This is a genomic window from Ensifer sp. GW821-FHT05G01 (assembly GCF_059419585.1).
Map to the genome: position 1 here is coordinate 255,182 of NZ_JBWKSC010000012.1, position 20,478 is coordinate 275,659.

The 20,478-nt window shown below is 61.4% G+C and carries 11 protein-coding genes; 6 read left to right on the forward strand and 5 right to left on the reverse strand.

The window, feature by feature from the left end:
* Nucleotides 1–56 precede the first annotated feature (56 nt).
* Nucleotides 57–3,113, reverse strand: a complete 3,057-nt coding sequence (locus AC07UR_RS26320) for an aminotransferase class III-fold pyridoxal phosphate-dependent enzyme (protein ID WP_209791733.1) — start codon at nucleotides 3,111–3,113, stop codon at nucleotides 57–59.
* An 80-nt stretch (nucleotides 3,114–3,193) separates the two neighbouring features.
* Between AC07UR_RS26320 and AC07UR_RS26325 the strand changes: the two genes are divergently transcribed.
* Nucleotides 3,194–3,676, forward strand: a complete 483-nt coding sequence (locus AC07UR_RS26325) for an Lrp/AsnC family transcriptional regulator (RefSeq protein ID WP_209791736.1) — start codon at nucleotides 3,194–3,196, stop codon at nucleotides 3,674–3,676.
* A 54-nt stretch (nucleotides 3,677–3,730) separates the two neighbouring features.
* Here AC07UR_RS26325 and AC07UR_RS26330 read toward each other — a convergent pair whose 3' ends face one another.
* Nucleotides 3,731–4,672 carry an AraC family transcriptional regulator gene (locus tag AC07UR_RS26330; protein WP_173423540.1) on the reverse strand — a complete coding sequence of 314 codons (942 nt, stop codon included), beginning with the start codon at nucleotides 4,670–4,672 and terminating at the stop codon, nucleotides 3,731–3,733.
* A 220-nt stretch (nucleotides 4,673–4,892) separates the two neighbouring features.
* Here AC07UR_RS26330 and AC07UR_RS26335 point away from each other — a divergent pair, with 220 nt between their 5' ends.
* Nucleotides 4,893–5,942: an NAD(P)-dependent alcohol dehydrogenase gene (locus AC07UR_RS26335; RefSeq protein ID WP_173423539.1), complete on the forward strand. Its 1,050-nt coding sequence runs from the start codon at nucleotides 4,893–4,895 to the stop codon at nucleotides 5,940–5,942.
* Nucleotides 5,943–5,998: 56 nt separating this feature from the next.
* Here the strand turns inward: AC07UR_RS26335 and AC07UR_RS26340 are convergent, their stop codons facing one another.
* Together AC07UR_RS26340 and AC07UR_RS26345 are read right to left on the reverse strand one after the other, a co-directional pair.
* Nucleotides 5,999–6,463 (reverse strand): Lrp/AsnC ligand binding domain-containing protein, encoded by a 465-nt coding sequence (locus AC07UR_RS26340; protein ID WP_077502818.1) that lies wholly within the window; start codon nucleotides 6,461–6,463, stop codon nucleotides 5,999–6,001.
* Nucleotides 6,464–6,485: 22 nt separating this feature from the next.
* Nucleotides 6,486–7,649 carry a M20 aminoacylase family protein gene (locus AC07UR_RS26345; protein WP_115421169.1) on the reverse strand — a complete coding sequence of 388 codons (1,164 nt, stop codon included), beginning with the start codon at nucleotides 7,647–7,649 and terminating at the stop codon, nucleotides 6,486–6,488.
* Between the two features lie 185 nt (nucleotides 7,650–7,834).
* On the opposite strand from AC07UR_RS26345, the gene AC07UR_RS26350 reads away from it, so the two are divergent.
* The 3 genes from AC07UR_RS26350 (at nucleotide 7,835) to AC07UR_RS26360 (ending at nucleotide 11,222) form a co-directional block, all read left to right on the forward strand.
* Nucleotides 7,835–8,911, forward strand: coding sequence for a D-alanyl-D-alanine carboxypeptidase family protein (locus AC07UR_RS26350; RefSeq protein ID WP_209791738.1), 1,077 nt, complete (start codon nucleotides 7,835–7,837; stop codon nucleotides 8,909–8,911).
* A 12-nt stretch (nucleotides 8,912–8,923) separates the two neighbouring features.
* Nucleotides 8,924–10,090 carry a CobW family GTP-binding protein gene (locus AC07UR_RS26355; RefSeq protein WP_209791740.1) on the forward strand — a complete coding sequence of 389 codons (1,167 nt, stop codon included), beginning with the start codon at nucleotides 8,924–8,926 and terminating at the stop codon, nucleotides 10,088–10,090.
* 451 nt (nucleotides 10,091–10,541) lie between these two features.
* Entirely contained in the window at nucleotides 10,542–11,222 is a 681-nt protein-coding gene (locus tag AC07UR_RS26360) for a response regulator (RefSeq protein WP_173423536.1), read from the forward strand.
* A gap of 139 nt (nucleotides 11,223–11,361) precedes the next feature.
* Here the strand turns inward: AC07UR_RS26360 and AC07UR_RS26365 are convergent, their stop codons facing one another.
* Complete coding sequence (locus tag AC07UR_RS26365; protein ID WP_234941987.1) at nucleotides 11,362–12,855, reverse strand: sensor histidine kinase; 1,494 nt, start codon at nucleotides 12,853–12,855, stop codon at nucleotides 11,362–11,364.
* A 445-nt stretch (nucleotides 12,856–13,300) separates the two neighbouring features.
* On the opposite strand from AC07UR_RS26365, the gene AC07UR_RS26370 reads away from it, so the two are divergent.
* Nucleotides 13,301–20,478: peroxidase family protein (locus tag AC07UR_RS26370; RefSeq protein WP_494724410.1), on the forward strand; the 7,178-nt coding region annotated here is incomplete at its 3' end.

Here is a 20,478-nt window from a genome sequence, read left to right on the forward strand (position 1 = left end):
TCTGTTTTTAAGCATTTCCTGACGGAAAACCGCTCCGCACTTTTCCTGGAAATGCTTTAGCCGAGCCTTTTGCTCACATCCGCAAAGGTCTCTTCGAGCACGGCGAGCAGATGATCGGCGTCGCGTTTCGAGAAGATCATCGGCGGGCGCATCTTCAAGACGTTGTCATGCGGTCCTTCGGTTCCCATCAGCACGCCGCGCTGGCGGGCGCCGTTGGAAACCGCCCGGGCAAATTCGGTGGCGGGTGCCTTGGTCTTGCGGTCGGTCACCAGCTCGATGCCGAGGAACAGCCCCATGCCGCGCACGTCGCCGATCACCTCGTAGCGCGCCTGCATCGCCTTGAAGGAGGAGATGAGGTAATTGCCGACGGCAAGGGCGTTGCCGCGCAGGTCCTGGCTTTCGATGACGTCGAGCACCGCGAGGCCGACGGCACAGGAAACCGGGTTTCCCCCGAAGGTGTTGAAGTATTCCATGCCGTTGTTGAAGCTGTCGGTGACCTCGCGGGTGGTGACGACGGCGGCGAGCGGATGACCATCGCCGATCGGCTTGCCCATGGTGACGATGTCGGGAACCACCCCTTGGGTCTCGAACGCCCACCAATGGCTGCCGACGCGGCCGAAGCCGACCTGGACCTCGTCGGCGATGCAGACGCCGCCGGCTTCGCGCACCATCCGGTAGACTTCCTTCAGGTAGCCGTCGGGCAGGAACACCTGGCCGGCGACGCTCGGGATCGATTCCGCGATGAAGAAGCCCGGGCCTTCGCCCTTCGCCTGCATGGCGGCGATCTGCTCTGCGACGCTTTCGGCAAAACGCTTGCCGTGTTCTTCGGCCGGCCAGTCCGCCGGCGCGCGATAGCTGTCGGGAACGGTAGCCACATGGACGTGCGGCTTCGGGCCCTTGCCGCCCTTGCGACGGAACTTGTAGGGGCTGATGTCGATCAGCTCCTGCGTGGTGCCGTGATAGGACCAGTCGAGCGTGATGGCATTTTCGCGGCCGGTATGGGCGCGCATCAGGCGCAGTGCCAGGCTGTTTGCTTCCGAGCCGCTGTTGACGAAACCGGCAACCGTCAATTCCTTGGGCAGCGTCGCTGTCAGCCGTTCGGCATAGGCGACGATGTTGTCGTGCAGGTAGCGGGTGTTGGTGTTCAGGGTCGCTGCCTGCTTCGCCATGGCCTCGACCACGGCCGGATGGGCATGGCCGATGTGGCAGACATTGTTGAAGCAGTCGAGATAGGCGCGGCCGCTGTCGTCGATCAGCCAGACGCCTTCGCCGCGCACGAACTTGATCGGCTTTTCGTAGGAGATCGAGAGGTTCGGCAGCAACAATTCCTTGCGCAGCTTGACGATCTCGTCATGCCCGCGGCCGCTTTTCGCGTAAAATTCCTCGGCGATGCCCGCGAAGGTGCGTGCGTCGGGGAAGAGTTCGGCCCAGACGTCGAGATATTGTGGTTCGCCGACGCCGAGGATTTCGGTGGCGGAGAGGCTGGTATCGACGGAAAGCTGCAGGTGCAAGTGCGGCGCCCAGCCGCCGTTTTCCTTCGGAGCCCCCATTTCGCCGACAAGCGCGCCGGCCTCGAGCCGGTCGCCGGCCTTGATCCGGCCCATGGCCTCATGCGCCATATGGCCCCAGAGCGACACGAAGGGCGGGCAGCCCTCGGGCTCGTGGCGAAGCGCAATCAGGCAGCCATAGCCGAGCGGGTCCTGTTCGATCTCGACGCTGACGACAGTGGCGGCCACTGGCGTGAAGACCTTGGTGCCGGCGGCCATGAACAGGTCGAGGCCGAGATGGTGAGTGCGGCGGGTGTTTTCGATCAGTCGCGAGACAAACATCTCGCCGGCATAGACGGTGCGCGCCTCGCCCCAGGGGCCGATGCCGAGATCGATGCCATGCTCGCGGCAATAATCCTCCCAGATCGCCTGGGCTTCATCCGGCTGTTCGCCTGCGGATTTCACTGTCATCGGATGGTTGGGGTCGCCATAGGGCACGAGCGCTGCCGGATAGGTGGCGGCCGGGCGCTCAAGAAGCGGGGCAAGCGTCTTGCGGTTGTCGGCGATCCAGGCGGCAACGCCGCGCGTTCCGGGCGCTGCCTCAAAACCGCAGGCCTTGCGCAGGATCGCGGTGGCGAAGCGACGGTTCATCCGGTCGAGCTTGCGCAGCAGTGTCCAGGCCGGCTTTTCGCTGATCGCGAGATAGGGATTGTCGGCCGTGTGCGCGCGGCGCGAGGCCGAGATGGTCACTGACGTCACGAGCCGCATAACGATGAGGTCGAAGAGCAGATCGACTTCTTCTTCGAGCAGCGGATATTCTGCATGGAAGCCGCGGGCGATGGCCGCAGTGGCGCCGATCGGATCGGGATGGTCGAGCCCGGCATAGGCGGCTGCGATCGCGACTTCGGCGATGACAGGCGCATAAAGCGCGTCGCCAAAATCGATCAGGCCGGAGATACGGTCATGATCTGATTTGTCGACCAGCACGTTCCAGTCGTTGGCGTCGTTGTGAATGACGGCCGAGCGCAGCGTCGCCAGCTTCGGCTCAACCGATTGCGTGAAGCGGGCGAGGAAACGTTCCAGCAGCGCCCGGTCTTCCGGGGCGGAGATATGGGCGAGCCTGTCCCTCGAACGGCCGGCGTTGCGGATGTCCCAGTCGAGGTCGCGCAGCGCGCCCGGATGCATGAAGCCCTTCAGCGAAGCGTCGAAGCGGCCGAGCATATGGCCGAGCGACTGGAGCGCTGCGGCGCTGCGGCCGGTTTCGGCAAGCGGAACGCCCGATACCCAGCTGACGAGACGCAGCCGGTGGTGCACGCCGTGCTGGCTGGTGGTTTCGGCAAGGCTGGTGCCGGCCAGGGTCTCCCGGATGTGCGGCACCGGCAATTCGCCGGCGAAGGTTGCGACGTGGCTCAGCAGCGCCGTCTGGAAGTCGCTCTCGAGCTCGGGCTCGGCGGCATTGACGATCTTCAGGATATAGGTGGCGCCACCCTCTGCCTCGACCTTGAAGTTCTGGTCCCGTTCGCTCGCGAGCAGCGAGAGCGTGCCGGAAAGGCCATAGTGCTGCCTCAGCAGCGCAGATGCCTGGTCGATGGAAAAGTCTGGTGTCGTCTTCAGCATGTCGTTCATTGGGAGCCCTTTGTCTTGCAGGCAGAGTTGCACGAGCGGCCCAGGCATGCATCCGGCAATATGCCGGTTGCACCGGCATTATGTTTATAATAACCGTCATCTTGTCGGCGCGCTCGGAGGCAGAAATCATGCATGACATCGACGCGATCGACCGGACGATCCTGAGCATCCTGTCACGGGAAGCGCGCATCCCGATGAAGTCGCTGGCAGGCCGGATCGGGCTTTCCAGAAGTGCGACGACGGAGCGGGTCACCCGTCTCGAAAAGGCGGGCATCATCCGCGGCTACCGCGCCGATATCGGCCAGCTGGATGAAGGGCAGATCCAGGCCTTCCTGCTCGTCACCCTGCAGCGCACGCCATCGATCGGCGTGCTCGACCGGCTCGCGGGCTTTTCCTCGGTACGCAAGGTTTCCTCCGTCAGCGGCCAGCTCGATCTGGTGGTCGAGGTCGAGGTCGGATCGATCAATGCGCTGAACGAACTGCGCAATGAGGTGGCGACCATGGATAATGTCGAGGACCTGACGACGTCGATCGTGCTCCGGCGGGATATCGAACGGAGCTGATATTCCCGGGGATATCGAAACGGGGGATATGGAAGGAAGCTGAGACTTTTCGCTTCAGCCTTCGCTCAGTATTTCCGCCCCGCCGGCGAAGCGCTCGACCAGCGTTCGGCGCACGCGGCCGATGTCGCGCATCGGCGGCTCGCCGAAGTGGCGGGCGTATTCGCGGCTGAACTGCGACTGGCTTTCGTAGCCAACCTGATGGCCGGCGTCGCCCGCATCGAGGCTTTCCTCCAGCATCAGGCGCCGTGCCTCCTGCAGTCGCAACTGCTTCTGGTACTGCAGCGGGCTCATGGCCGTGATCGCCTTGAAATGGTGGTGCAGCGACGAGACGCTCATCGAGACGCGGCTTGCCAGGTCGTCGATGCGCAATGGCCGGGAGTAGTGCTCCTTCAGCCAGGCGACGGCGCGGCCGACCTGGTGAGGCTGGCTCTCGGCGGTTGCCATCTGGCGAAGCCGATGGCCGTGTGGGCCGGTGACCAGGCGATAGAGGATCTCCTGCTCGACCAGCGGCAGCAGTGCCGGAATGTCGTCGGGACGGTCGAGCAGGCGCAGGAGCCGGAGGGCTGCGTCCTCGAGGTCAGGCGTGATCTTGCTGACCGTCATACCCCGCGGCGAGGCGGTCGTTGGCAGTGGCCCCTGCGCCAGAAAATCGAGCAATGCCGGGATCTTGGCCGTATCGATCTGGAAGGCGAAGCTGAGATAGGGTTCATCGGCCGAAGCCTTGCAGACCTGCGACAACACCGGCAGGTCGATCGACGTCAGCAGATAATCGGATGCGCCATAGATCAGCGTCTCGTCGCCCAGCACCACGCGCTTGGCGCCCTGAACGATGACCGCAAGGCTCGGCTTGTACGCGGCGCAGTTGACCGGCGCATCGCCGGAATGACGATGAATGCTCAAACCGGGGATTGCAGTCCGGTGATCGCCGTCTTTCCCGGTGATCCGGGCAATGACGTCCATCATGTCCTGTCTGGCAGTCTGTCGCGTGGCTGTCATATTCTTTGGTCTTTCCAGCGGCTTAGCATTGTGTGAGGCTATGCTCAGATAGGGCTTCGGAGCGTACTTGCCATTATGCATTTTTCATTCTTGCAGGATCGGGCAAAAACTTTGCAGGATCGCGATAACGCTTTTGTCGATGGCGAACGCATAGTCCCTGCCTGCGATCTGCCGGTAATGCTCCGGCCTTTCGCATCTCCCAAAATTGAAGGACAGACTGATGGCCATTGCAAGAGGATATGCGGCGACCGACGCGTCGAAACCGCTTACGCCCTTCACCTTCGAACGCCGCGAGCCGCGCGACGACGACGTGGTGATCGACATCAAATATTGCGGCGTCTGCCACTCCGACATTCACCAGGCACGCAACGAATGGGGCAACTCGGTGTTCCCGATGGTTCCCGGCCATGAAATCGTCGGCATCGTCACTGCCGTCGGCTCCAAGGTCACCAAGTTCAAGGTCGGCGACCGCGCCGGCGTCGGCTGTTTCGTCGATTCCTGCACCACCTGTGCGACGCGCGATCTCGATCTCGAACATTACATGCCGGGTCTGGTCGTGACCTATAACGGCCTCGAGGCGGACGGCAAGACCGCGACCCAGGGCGGCTATTCCGATAGCATCGTCGTCAAGGAAGGCTACGTGCTGTCGATCCCGGAAAACCTGCCGCTCGATGCGGCGGCGCCGCTGCTGTGCGCCGGCATTACGCTCTACTCGCCGCTCCGTCACTGGAAGGCTGGTCCCGGCAAGAAGGTCGCGATCGTCGGCATGGGTGGTCTCGGCCATATGGGCGTCAAGCTTGCCCACGCCATGGGCGCTGATGTTACCGTTCTCAGCCAGACGCTTTCCAAGAAGGAAGACGGGCTGAAGCTCGGTGCGGACCACTACTATGCCACCAATGATCCGGAAACCTTCAAGGCGCTGCAGGGCACGTTCGATCTGATTATCTGCACGGTGGCGGCCGAGATCGACTGGAACGCCTATGTCAACCTGCTGAAGGTCGACGGCAATTTCGTGCTGGTCGGCATCCCGGAAAATGCCGTGCCGGTGCATGCCTTCTCGCTGGTGCCCGCGCGCCGCAGCATTTCCGGCTCGATGATCGGTTCGATCAAGGAAACCCAGGAAATGCTCGACTTCTGCGGCGAGCACGACATCGTTTCGGAGATCGAAACGATCAAGATCCAGGAGATCAATGAAGCCTATGAGCGGGTCGTCAAGAGCGACGTGCGCTACCGCTTCGTCATCGACATGGCTTCGCTTAACGCGGCATAAGCTTGTCGGAAATCGTCCCGGGTGCCGATCGGGTCCCGGGACCATTCTTGTTTTGTTCAAACGAGCGGCAGCGGGCCGTCGTTCTTGATCTCTTCCATGACGGCGTAGGTGCGGGTCTCCTTGACCCCCGGCAGCGTCCACAGCACCTGGCCGAGGAAGTTGCGGTAGGCCGCCATATCCTCGAAGCGGGTCTTGACGAGATAGTCGAAGCCGCCGGCGACCATGTGACATTCGAGCACGGCCGGCGCCTGCTTGATGGCGGTCGCGAACTGGTCGAAGACATCGGGCGTCGTCTTGTCGAGCATGACCTCGATGAAGACGAGCAGGCCGAAGCCGAGTTTCTGCGGATCGAGGCGGGCGCCGAAGCCCGAAACATAGCCTTCCTTCAACAGCCGGCGCAGCCGCTCGCTGGTCGCCGTCGGCGACAGGCCGATGCGATCGGCAAGCTCCAGATTGGTGATCCGGCCGTCCGCCTGCAGGATGTTGAGAATTCTACGGTCTATCTTGTCGATCTGATGCATGGTGCCGCCTCCCGCCCGCGCCTCAGGCGGCAAGTCGCGTTTCCGCGAGTTTCACCCAATAGGAGATCCCGTGCGGGATCGCTTCGTCGTTGAAATCATAAGCGGGGTGGTGCAGCCCGGCGGTGTCGCCGTTGCCCATGAAGATGAACGCGCCCGGGCGGGCGAGCAGCATATAGGAGAAGTCTTCTCCGCCCATCATCGGGTCGAGCGACGGCCTGATGTTGCCTTCGCCGGCGATTTCGGCAGCCGCCTTCAGCGCGTAGGCCGTTTCGTCCTCATGATTGACGGTCACGGGATAGTTGCGGCTGTACCAGACGTCGACGGTGGCACCATAGACGTCGGCGATGCCTTCGGCGATCAGCCGGATGCGGGTCTCGCCGATATCGCGCACTTCCGGCTTCAGTGTGCGCACGGTGCCGCCGAGCACAGCTTCCTCCGGGATCACGTTGTGGGCGAAGCCGGCGTTGAACGTGGTGACCGAGACGACGACCGATGCGAGCGGATCGACGGTTCTCGACGCGATCGTCTGTAGCGCGGTGACGATCTGGGTGCCGATGACGATCGGGTCGATCGTCTTGTGCGGCTGGGCCGCATGGCCGCCGCGGCCCTTGATGGTGATGGTGAACTCGTCCGTTGACGCCATGATCGCGCCGACGCGGCTGCCGAAATGACCAATGGGCATGCCCGGCATATTGTGCATGCCGTAGACTTCGGCGATGTCGAACCGCTCCATCATGCCGTCCTTGACCATCTCATGGCCGCCGCCGCCGCCTTCTTCGGCTGGCTGGAAGATCACGGCGACGCTGCCGGCAAAGTTGCGCGTCTCGGCCAGGTACTTGGCCGCGCCAAGCAGCATGGCGGTGTGGCCGTCATGGCCGCAGGCGTGCATCTTGCCGGATGTTTCCGACGCCCAGGGCTTGCCAGTGGTCTCGGTGATCGGCAGCGCATCCATGTCGGCACGAAGGCCGATGGTGCGGCCGGGACCGAGATTGCCCTTGATGAGGCCGACGACGCCCGTCTGGCCAAGGCCAGTCACGATTTCGTCAACGCCAAATTCCTTCAGTTTATTTTCGACGAAGGCTGCCGTATTTTCCACCGCGAACAGGAGCTCGGGGTTCTTGTGCAGATGACGCCGCCATTCGGTGACTTCGTTTTGCAGTTCGGCGGCACGGTTGAGAATCGGCATGAGATACGTCCTGTCGGTCTGTTCGATCACATCTATCTGCGGTGGATTGGCGCAGCAGCCAATGAATGGGCTTTGCCATCTCCTCGCCATATAGGCTAAATAGCCGAACGAGACGAGGCAACAGCGGAATTTCGAGGTCTATGGTAGTGACAGCAGGATTTTTCACGCGTGGCAAGGCAAAGGCAATGGGTGTCGTGGCTGGCACCTGCGCGAGCCTTCTCATGGCTTTGCCGGCATTTGCCAATCCGCGGCTCGTCGTCGACGTCAATTCACTGAAGGTTTACGAGCACCAGGATATCTTCCAGAAATGGTATCCGGCATCGCTGACCAAGCTGATGACGGCCTATACCGCCTTCCGGGCGATCAAATCGGGACAGCTGGCGCTGACGAGCCCGGTCGTGATGACCAAGAACGCCGCCTCCGAGCCGCCGAGCAAGATGTTCTACAAGCCCGGCCAGGCGATGACGCTCGACAGCGCCCTGAAGATGATGCTGGTGAAGTCGGCCAACGACGTGGCGGTGGCGATCGCCGAAACCGTTGGTGGCTCCGAGCCCGCCTTTATCGACCGGATGAATTCCGAGGCGCGCCGCATCGGCATGACGTCGTCGCATTTCGTCAACGCCAACGGCTTGCCGGGGCCGGGCCAGTACACCACAGCGCGCGACCTTGCGGTGCTGGCGATCACGCTGAAGCGCGAGTTTCCCGAATATGCTTCCTATTTCTCGCTGGAAGGATTTACCACCGGCAAGAAGGACTACCCGAACTACAACATGCTGATCGGCCGCTTCGAAGGCGCTGACGGCATGAAGACCGGCTTCATCTGCGCGTCCGGTTTCAACCAGGTCTCCTCAGCGACGCGCGACGGCCGCAGCGTCGTTTCGGTCGTGCTTGGCGAGGACAGCCTCGGCGCCCGTGCCGATGAATCCGCGCGGCTGCTGCAAATGGCGCTGACGACCTCGGGAGCGGCCAAGCCATCGCTGGTGCAGATTGCGCCCTATGGCGAAACACGCGACCTGGTTGCCGACGTCAGCAAGCAGATCTGCTCGCAGGCCGCCGCCAAGGTGCGCAGCGAAGGTCGCGACGAAGCCGGACGGCAGAAGCTGCTTTCGCCGTTCATCCACGAGATCAACCGCCCGCTGAAGCTGGCCTTTGCCGGCCTCATCCCCGGCAGCGGCGACAAGCTGGCCAAGGCCGGCTCTGATCCGGCCGGCCAGGGCGACGTCGCCAATGTGCCGATCCCGGTGCCGCGGCCGAGCCTCTGATCGGAGTTTTCCATGGTTAGCCCACTGCCGGCGGTGCCGGTTTCGATCCTGACCGGTTTTCTCGGTGCGGGCAAAACGACGCTTTTGAACCGTCTGCTGAAGGATCCGGATCTCTCGGACACGGCCGTGATCATCAACGAGTTCGGCGATGTCTCGATCGATCACCTCCTGGTGGAAGCCTCGAGCGACGGCGTCATCGAGCTTTCCGACGGCTGCCTGTGCTGCACGGTGCGCGGCGAACTGGTGGATACGCTTGCCGACCTCATGGACCGGATGCAGACGGGGCGCATCAAGCCGCTGAAGCGCGTCGTCATCGAAACGACCGGGCTTGCCGACCCGGCGCCGGTGCTGCAGTCGGTGATCGGCAATCCGATAATCGCCCAGAGTTTCCGCCTCGACGGTGTGGTGACGGTGGTCGATGCGGTCAATGGCTTGCAGACGCTTGCCAACCACGAGGAAGCGCTGAAGCAGGTCGCGGTCGCTGATCGCATCGTCATCAGCAAGGCTGGCCTCGCCGATGGCAAGCAACTGGACGAGCTGCGGTCGCGCCTGCGCGGGATCAATCCGCGTGCGCCATTCATCGACGGAGACGGTCCCGAGGCGGGCAAGGGCGAACTCTTTGCCTGCGGCCTCTATGACCCGGCCTCGAAGATCGCCGATGTCGGCCGCTGGCTGCAGGACGAGGCGGATCACGACCACGACCACCATGGTCACGACCACCATCACCATGGTGGGGATCACCATCACCATCACCATCACCACGACCATGGCCACCACCACCACCACGATGTGACCCGTCATGGTGCGGACATTCGTTCGTTCAGCATCCTGCATGACAGGCCGATCGAACCGATGGCGCTCGACATGTTCATCGATCTCCTGCGCTCGGCCCATGGCGAAAAACTGCTGCGGATGAAGGCGATCGTCTCCGTTTCCGACAACCCGGAGCGACCGCTGGTGCTTCACGGCGTGCAGAACGTCTTTCATACCCCGGAGCGGCTGACCGCCTGGCCGGATCCGGTCGATCGGCGGACACGCATGGTCTTGATCACCAAGGGGCTGAGCGAAGCTTTCGTGCGCGACCTTTTCGATGCCTTCACCGGAAAGCCGCGAATCGATCGTCCCGATGGCCAGGCGCTTTCGGACAATCCCTTGGTTGTCCCCGGCATGAAGTTCTAGGATTTTAACGCTGCAGTCGGCGGCGTCTTTCTGCCAATGCTGTGCAATAAGGTTAAAATCCGTAGTACTTTCGGGTGATCATTGGCGGCGACGGCAAACATTTTTGGGCTAATATTCTGGCGTTACTTAAAATGTACCGAGATTCTCCAGAAAACGCTGCCTCGCGTTTCCCTCCTCCCGGGTTGCGCCCAGCCGAGTGACCCTTTGGTCGCATAAGCAATTGTAAAGATTGTAATAGTCTGGATTTTACGGGTTCCCGTCTAAAGGGTGCTTGTCTATTTCTTAGATCACAACGCGAATATTTCGGCTGTGTTTCAGACGTACCACCCGTATCTTCGTTCGTGCCGCCGCGGTATCCGTTCACTTTCTAAATTAACTAGAAGTTAAGTGTGTTCTTTTAAACGCGAACCTGATGAACTAGCATGTTCGTTGCGGAGGGAGAGCAACGACCATGTCGATATCAGTTGCATTTGTTGACGACCATCCGATCCTTCTGGAAGGGCTGGTCAGTTTATATTCTGGAAAAAGTGACCTCGAGATCGTCGCGAAGGGCGAAAACGCGGTCGATGCTTTGAAAATAGTTGAAGAATTTTCACCTCAAGTTCTCGTGCTCGATTTGAGCATGCCCGGCGACGCCATTGCGGCTATCGAGCTGGTTGCGCAAAAATACAAAGACACGCGGATCATCGTCTTCACCGCAAATTCAAGCATTGAAACCGCGATACAAGTCCTGAATTACGGAGTCTCTGGCTATGTGCTGAAAGGCAGCAGCGCCAGCGACCTTCACGAGGCCATACGCACCGTCTATGACGGCGAGACGTTCATCACGGCGGGGTTCGCGACCAAGGTCATCATGGCCATGAAAACAGCGGAAATCCGCCGGCGGTCTCAGGCACAACGACGCCTGAGCCTGCGCGAGGAGCAGATCGTTCGCCATCTCATGCGTGGCAGCACGAACCGCGAGATAGCGGCCTGTCTTGATATCAGCGAAAAGACCGTCAAACATTACATGACGGTCTTGATGCAGAAACTCGATGTCAGGAACCGTGTGGAAGTGGTGCTGGCAGCGCAGCGCCTGGATGTCCTGCCCGACGGCTCTGCCGAGCGCGGCGCATCACGGCGCATCAACTAGAGCATCCTGCCTTCGAGTGGTTTCACCGAAGGCGGACAAGATGCTGCCGAAACAATGCACCAGAGCGCCGCATTCCGCGCGAATGCGGCGCTCTGAGCCGTGACGGCGATTGTGCAAGTCGACGAACAATCAACCAAATCTATGGACGATCGAACGAGCCGCCGCTGTGATCGAGCGGCAGAACCGCGGTCACCACCATGCCGTTTGGCCGGCGGATCATGCGCATGCGGCCGCCAAAGGCGCGAATGCGGCGTTTCTGCGTGATGGTACCGAGCCCGGTCCGCGCCGTGCTGCGCGGGGTCACTGATGTCGATGGTGCGTCGCCCACATCGGCCACTGTAATGAACAGACGGTTGTGGCGCGTGCCGTAGCGCAGATGCTGGCCGTTGCCCGGCGCATGCCGTTCGCTGTTCATCAACGCTTCCTGGATGAAGCGATAGACGCAGATGTTCAGGTGTGCATCCACCTTCTGCGATGCGATCAGCCCGACCACATCGACATCGCGGCCTATGAGATCCACATGCCGCCTTACCGCGAGCAGGATCGTATCGTTCAGCGACATGTCGTCGAGTTCCGGCAGCACGAGATCGGAGGAAATGTTCCTCAGATCTTCAAGAACCGTCGTAACCGTGCTGACCAGCCTGTCGATTTCTTGCGGCTTGATGGCCGCTGCGGTTTGGCCGCCGGTCGGCGGCGAGGCCATGTCGCTGAGCTTCAACTTGAGCAAGGTCAGCAGTTGGACGGGGCCGTCGTGCAGATCGGATCCGATCTGGTCGAGGATCATCTCATTGAGCTTGCCGGCCTCGAGCCGGGCCGTTTCTGCCGCTGCGCGCAGCCGACGGTTCTGGTTGGACAGTTCAAGTGCCCGTCCAAGACTGTGGCGGATGGCAGCGTGTTGCCGATCGATGAGCAGGCTGCCGCTACGCACGATCAGGAAGAGCAGCGCCAGCATCGGCACCGAAACGAGGAGCACGATGGTGACCGTCTCGCGCCAGGCGGTTGACAGCTCACCCCTCAGGAAATCCGGGCGCTCGTAGAATTCGCCGACCACCAGCACCTTGCCGGCCTCATCGCGCACGAGGGGCGCGTAGACCTCGATGTACATGCCGCGCTGCTCTTCGCCGGTATATTCATGCTTCTCGATCATGGTGCGAGAGACGACGATTTCTCCCGCCAAGGCACGCTGCAGCTCTTCAAAGACAACCTCTTCGTCGATCTGCTTGCCTGACGTCGAATACATCAGGCCCCCGTCGGGACCCCAGATTTTCAGTTCGTGCACATGCTGACCGAGAGCGCTGGTGCCGAGAAGCTGCTTCAGCTTGTCTTCTACGACGGGCGGAAGGACGCCACTCTTGATGTCTTCCTCGGAGATCAGCGGTGCAACGAACGTCTGAAGATAGGCGGCGCCGAGCGAGCCGACGCTGTTGAACACGGTTCTCTCGAGGCGGCTTGTCGTCCAGACCGCGAGCGCGATCATCAGCGCCACGACGATAAACGAGGCGATGATGATGAACCGAACTTCAAGCCGGAGCCGTTGGAATGTCGACGCCAGCTTTTGCAGAGGGGCTGAACTGCTCAGGTTCAGCGGAAAGATGCGCTTGGCCATTTCGGTGTTGTTCCCGCCGGCATCCATGAGACTTGTCCGATCGCGTTTCTGCGATCTTATATGCTCTATTCCTTAAAAATGCCTCCGCCAATTCCGGCATCGTCCGTCAAAAGAAGCCAAAAGTCGCAATTGAGGCAAGGGAATTCTGTAGTCAATCAAATGGTTACGGTTAACTTTCCAACCTGGAAGGACCTGCGTCACAGGCAGGGCTGCCCGAGGCGAGTGCCAAAGCGTTGCAGACATTCGCGCAAAGCCGGCATGCGAAATCTTGCTCAGACTAAGGTCCGAGAACGGTGGGGACCAAAGTATTCCGGTTGGGCCGTCCTTTAGTCGCGAAAATCACGCGACCTTGTTCTCTACGCCGGCCGAGGCTTCGATGCGTTAATGCCGGCCAGTATCAGTGACGCGACCTCTGTTGGCGGAAAGACATGTGTCCTTCCGGGGGGATCGCTGTGTCTCGACGGAGGGGAAAATGGCCGCGTTCAAGCTCAATCTTCAGGACATGATGTTCATTCTGCGCCAGATCAAGATCGCAGAAGGCAACTCGACCGCGCATTCAGGCGCGAATGCGCAGGACCTTAGGGAGATCTACGTCGACGCGGCCGGCAATGTCGTTCCGGCAGGCACGCCCGGTGCGCAGCTCGCGATCCCCGACCCCCATGTTCCGAACGGCCTTCGCACCGTCGACGGCACCTACAACAACATCGTGCCCGGCCGCGAGACCTGGGGGTCCGCTGACCAGGCGATGCCGCGGCTGCTGGACGCCGAGTATCGCAACGACACCGATGGCGACAGCATCGATGTCAACGGACCAGCGCCCGGCGGCATCCTGACCGGCGGCAACTACGGCGCACCCAACGCCAATGTGGTTGATGCCGATCCGCGCATCATCTCCAATCTCATCGTCGACATGTCGATCAACAATCCGGCAGCCATCATCGCGGCCCTGACCTTTGCCGGTTCGGAAGACCCGCAAGCTGACATGCAGCGTTTGCTTGCCGCCCGGGTTACCCAACAGCAGGCCGATGACGCCCTTGTTGCTGCGCAAGGTGACCTCGATGCCGCGAACGCCGCCCTCGATCTGGCTGTCGCCAACTACACGCCGGGCAACCCCGCCAGCATCGACGCCATTCAGGACGCAGCGAATGCCGTGACGGTTGCCGAGGAAGCGCTGGCATTGGCGGAAGTGGTTGCCGCGGATCCGTCCGCGGCGCTGGAGGCCGTTGCGACGGAGCTGGGGCTGGTCATCGGTGATGAAGGCAACCTGTCCATTCCCAACGTGGCACCGGACGAAGGCCTTTCCGCGCCCTTCAACGCCTGGATGACATTCTTCGGTCAGTTCTTCGACCATGGTCTCGACCTGATCACCAAGGGTGGAGCGACCGTCTACATACCGCTACAGGCTGACGATCCGTTGGTGCTGGGAACGGATGGCGTGGCTGGAACCGCCGACGACCTGCCGGCACACCTGCGCTTCATGGTCCTGACCCGCGCAACGCCGGACGGCGATTCTCATACCAATACCACGACCCCGTTCGTCGATCAGAACCAGACCTATACGTCGCATGCTTCGCATCAGTTCTTCCTGAGGGAGTATGAACCTGCCGGTGGTGTTGTCGGTGCACCGCCACACGCAACTGGTCGCCTGCTTGACGGGTCGGCAAACGGGCTGCCCACCTGGGCCGACATCAAGGCGCAGGCAGCAAACGTGCTCGGCATCCAGCTGACCGATGCCGATATCTTCAACATTCCGCTCATTCGCACTGATGCCTATGGCGAGTTCATTCGCGGACCGAACGGATACCCATTGCTGGTCACCGGTCTCGGCGGCGACGGAATCCCCAATACGTCCGACGACATCGTCATCCAGGGCGATCCCTTAAATCCTGTGAACACTTTTGCGGCAGGCGCGCTGCGTATCGGCCATGCCTTCCTGGACGATATTGCCCACAATGCCGTCCCCGTTTTTGATGCTCAGGGCAATCTGGTCGCCGATGCCGACGGCGAAACCGGCAATGACGTGGCGTTCAATCCCCAGACCGGCCGCAATACCGAGTATGACGACGAACTCCTCAACCGCCACTTCATCACCGGCGACGGCCGCGGCAACGAAAACATCGGTCTGACGACCGTGCACCACATCTTCCATTCCGAGCACAATCGCCAGACGGACATGCAGAAGATGACCATTCTGCAAAGTGGCGATCTCGCCTTCATCAACGAGTGGCTGTCTGTCGATATCACTCAGGCGGACCTTGACGCGTTGCCGGCCACATTCCCGGCCGACCCGCTTGAGCGGGCGGAACTTCTCGATTCCTTCGGCTGGGACGGTGAGCGAATTTTCCAGGCCGCCCGCTTCGCCACGGAAATGCAGTACCAGCACCTGGTGTTCGAAGAGTTCGCACGCAAGATCCAGCCGGCGATCGACCCCTTCGTCTTCAACAGCGTCACCGACATCAACCCGGCGATCTTCTCCGAATTCGCCAACACTGTCTATCGCTTCGGCCATTCGATGCTGACCGACGAAATGCCGCGTCTTGATGCAAATGGCGTTGTCATCAATCCGGAAGTCGGGCTTATCGAAGCCTTCCTCAATCCTGTCGAGTTCGACCTCGACGGCACGATTTCGCACGATGCGGCCGCCGCGGCGGTCGTGCGCGGCATGACTGTCGAGCGCGGCAACGAAATCGACGAATTCATCGTCGGATCGTTGCGCAACAATCTGCTCGGTCTTCCGCTCGACCTGGCGACGATCAACATCGCCCGCGGTCGAGACACCGGCATACCTTCGTTGAACGAAGCCCGCGCCCAGCTTTATGCGGCAACCGGCTCGACCTTCCTCACGCCCTATGACAGCTGGGTGGACTTTGCCGCCAACCTCAAGAACCCGATCTCGGTGGTCAACTTCATCGCGGCATACGGCCTGCATGATCTGGTGGACGATGAAACAACACTTGCCGGCAAGCGTGCCGCTGCAATGGCAATCGTCTTTGGCGAAGAGCAGGTGATTGCGGATGCCAACGCACCGGGCGGAACGCGCACGATCCTCGTGCCCGCCGATCGCCTCGACTTCCTGAACAGCACCGGCGAATGGACCATCGGAAACAGCGGTCTGAACCTGATCGATCTGTGGATCGGCGGTCTGGCCGAAAAGAAGATGCCGTTTGGCGGCATGCTTGGCTCGACCTTCAATGCGATTTTCGAAGCCCAGATGGAAAACCTGCAGGACGGCGACCGGTTCTACTACCTGACCCGCACGCAGGGCCAGAACATGCTGAACCAGCTCGAGCAGAATTCCTTCTCGAAGATGATGATGGCCAACACCGAACTGGCGCAGCCTGGGGCCGACGGCATCCGCGGCACAGCCGACGACATCATCGAACGCCACATCGGCGTCGACTCCTTTGCGAAGTATGATTTCGTGCTCGAGGTCAACCAGGCCAACCAGGCTGGGCCGGACCCGGAAGGCAACGACCCGGCGCTCGAGGCGATCGGGCTCGGCAAGGTCGTGCGTGATGATCCCCGCACGGCGGCAATCGAAACGAACTACCTGCGCTTCACCGGTGGCGAACATATCGTTGTCGGTGGCACCAATGGCGCCGACACCATCATCACGGACTTCGGCGACGATGCGATCTGGGCCGACGACGGCAATGACCGCGTTGAATCCGGCGCCGGCGTCGACCTCGTCAACGGTGGCGGCGGCGACGACATCCTGACCGACAGCGGCGACACCGGCGACTTCATCAAGGGCGAGGAAGGCAACGACGTCATCGCCAACTCCAACGGCATCGATATCCTGATGGGCGGCGACGGCAAGGACGTCGTCTTCGTCGGTGTCGACGACACCGAAGTGTTCGGCGGCGCGGGTGACGACTTCATCCTCGGTGGCGAAGGCGTCGACCTCTTGATGGGCAACGAAGGTGACGACTGGATCGAGGCAGGCGGCGGCTTCGACACCACGGCCGGCGACAACTCCGAACTGTTCTTCAATTCGGCGATCAAGGGCCATGACGTCATGTTCTCCGGCAACGAGGAACACGACTTCGACGGTGAATCCGGCGACGACATCATGGTCCAGGGCGAAAGCGTCATGCGCAACGAAGGCATGTTCGGTTTCGACTGGGCGATCTTCAAGGGCATGGCGCTCGATGGTTACGCCGACATGCGCATCCCGATCTTCACCACCGAGGCGGAAGACATCCTGCGCAACCGCTTCGACAAGACCGAGGCTCTCTCCGGTTGGGACCACAACGACACGCTGCTTGGTGACGACCGCGTTCAAGGAGACATCCTGCCGGGCGACACGGTTGCGACCACGGAAGGCATCTTCTTCAACGACGAGCTGTCTCAGGCGGGCGTCAACCGCATCGAAGGTCTGCGCGCCTTGCTCGGCAACCTCATCACTGCCGCGCCGGTTGGCGCGACGGCAGCCCAACTTGAGGCGCTGACGGCCTTCAACTCCGGCAACATCCTGCTCGGCGGTGGGGGCTCCGACAGTCTGCGCGGCAATGGCGGGGATGATTTCCTCGACGGCGATGCCTGGCTGAACGTGCGTATTCGCATCACTGCGGCTGGTGCCGAGAACACGCCGCTGAACCAGATCGGCACTGTCGACAGCCTCAAGCATGTCTTTACCGGCACGGAAAACCCCGGTGGTTCGCCGGTTCCGGCGGGCTGGATCGGCAAGTCGCTGTTCGACCTGATGATCTCCCGCACGATCGTGCCGACGCAGTTGCACATCGTTCGTGAGATCGTTGAGGACGACGGTATCGGCGATGTCGACACCGCCTTCTTCAACGACACGTTCCTCGACGCCAACGGCAACGCGAACTATACGGTTGTCCGCAATGCCGATGGCTCGACGACGATCTCGCATATCAACGTCAGCAACGTCATCGATCCGCTGACCGAGCGCAATCTCGTCTCGGACGGCATCGACAGACTGCGCAATGTCGAATGGGCGGAGTTCGCCGACGGTACGCGCATCTTTCTCGCCAACGAAGCGCCGACAGACATTCGCTGGAACGCCATCAACCCGAACAACACCGACTTGCCCACGGGAGCGATCGCGAACCTGGCGACGGTTGATGATGACAGCACGGCCTGGACCTATTCCTTGCAGGCCGGAAGCAGTGCTGGCTTCACCGTTTCACCGGCCGGCGTTGTCAGCCGCGTCGGTGCGATGGCGGCCAACACCACCTACACGCTGGTCATCCGCTCGACCGACGACTTCCTCAACACCTATGACGAGACGTTCACCATCAGGACGGGCAGCAACGTCGCCGACAATTTGACAGCCTTTGCGACGGCGGGTGATGACGTTCAGTACGGCGACGACGGCAACGATACGCTCGCCGGCGGCGCAGGCGACGATTCGCTCTTCGGTCAGGACGAGGATGACGTACTCTCAGGTGGGCTGGGCAACGACCTGCTGCACGGGGGGACCGGCGATACGGACACGGCGTCTTATGCCGGGGCCAGTGGTGCGGTCACCGTCAACCTGACGACCGGAACGGCCACCGGTGCCGACGGCAACGATACGCTGATCGACATCGAAAACGTCATCGGCAGCGCCTTTGACGATACGATCACCGGCGGTGCCGGCGCCAATGCGCTGACGGGCGGTGCCGGCAACGACACCTACGTCATCGCGGCCGGCGACACCGTGATTGAAGCAGTCAACGGGGGTACCGACACGGTCAACAGTTCGGTCACCCATACCTTGGCCGCCAATGTCGAGAACCTCACCCTGACCGGCGCCGGCAACATCAACGGTACCGGCAACGCCGCGAACAACATCATCGTCGGCAATACCGGCAACAACACGCTCGACGGCGCCGCTGGTGCCGACACCATGAGCGGCGGTGCCGGCAACGACACCTACGTCGTCGACAATGTCGGTGACGCGGTCGACGAAACCGCTGTCGGTTCCGCCGGAACGGATACGGTCCAGACGACGCTCGCCAACTACACACTCGGTGCCAACGTCGAGAACCTCACCAAGAACGGTGCCGGTGCTATTACCGGCGTCGGCAATGCGCTCGCCAACGCCATGCTCGGCAACAACGGAGCCGATACGCTTTCGGGCGGTGACGGCAACGATACGATCGACGGCGACGATGGCAATGACAAGCTGCGTGGCGGTGCCGGTGACGACACCTTCAACGACAACAACGGCAACGATATCTACGTTTATGACACGATCGATTTCGGCAATGACGTCATCAACGCGTTCGATGCCAACCCTGCCGGGGGCCAGGACCTCATCGATCTGAGCGCTTTGGGCATTACGGCAGCCGACTTTGCGACCCGTGTGCTGGAAACCCGTGTTGTTGTTGTTGGAACGGACGACACGCTGCTGACCATTCGGGATGCCACCGGCACGACCACGATCGGTACGATCCTCGTCGATGCCGTTGATCCCAACGACATCAGCATCGCCGACTTCATCCTCGCCGATACGCCGGCTCCCGCTGCCATCAACGGCACCGCTGCAGGCAATACCCTGACCGGGTCGACCTTTGCCGATCAGATCAACGGCCAGGGCGGCAACGACACCATCAATGCCGGTGCGGGCGATGACACGATCACCGTCGATGTTCTCGAGGGTCGCGACGTCATCAACGGCGAAAGCGAAGATGCCGGCGGCGACACCGTGGTCATCAACGGCGACACTTCCAACGAAACCTTCCGGATCTACACCCGCGCCGAATGGTTTGCCGCCGGTAACGCCGTGGGCACCCTCAACGCGGCGACGGAAATCGTCATTACCCGCAACGGCACGAACAACGCCTCGGTCATTGCCGAACTCAACGACATCGAAGAGATCGTCATCAATACGGGTGTTGGCCCGGACATTGTGCAGACGATCGGCGATTTCTCGCCGACCGGCCTCAGCGTCAACACGATCACGATCAATGGCGATGCAGGCGACGACACCGTAGACTTCAGCGCGCTGCAGTCTTCGCACCGTATCCTGTTCCGCACCAATGGCGGCAACGATACGATCGTCGGCAACCTCAGGCCACAGGACGTGGTGGAACTGGCGCCGGGAAGCAACATTTCCGACTACACGATGACCACCAATGCGAACGGCACGAAGACGTTCTCGAACGGAACGCACTCGATCACGTTTGCCGGTGCGGTGCCGCCGCAATTCCAGAATACACCGCCGACGCCCGGCAATGACGAAGGTGTCTCGGGTCGCTTCGAATACACCGCGAACGACCTTGCCGGCCTCAAGAACCTGGTCAACGGGCTTCCGGCCTTCGACGAAGACGATGACACCAACGACTTCTCCGGCGTGCGGACACTTTCCGGTCACGGCAACAACGAAGACAATCCAACCTGGGGTTCGGCCGACACGCCGTTTATTCGCATCACCGATGCGCACTACGGTGCCTACAACCCGACGACCGGCAACAACAACATCAATCCGATCTTCTCGGGGCTCGACCCGCGCAACATCAGCAACATCCTCGGCAGTCAGGAACTTGATCTGCCGAAGAACGATAAGGACGCCAACATCTTCTTCATGGCGTTCGGCCAGTACTTCGACCACGGGCTCGACTTCCTCGGCAAGGGCGGCAACGGCACGATCCAGATCGGCGCTCCGGGCAACGGCGCACCGGGATCGGGCAACCCGGC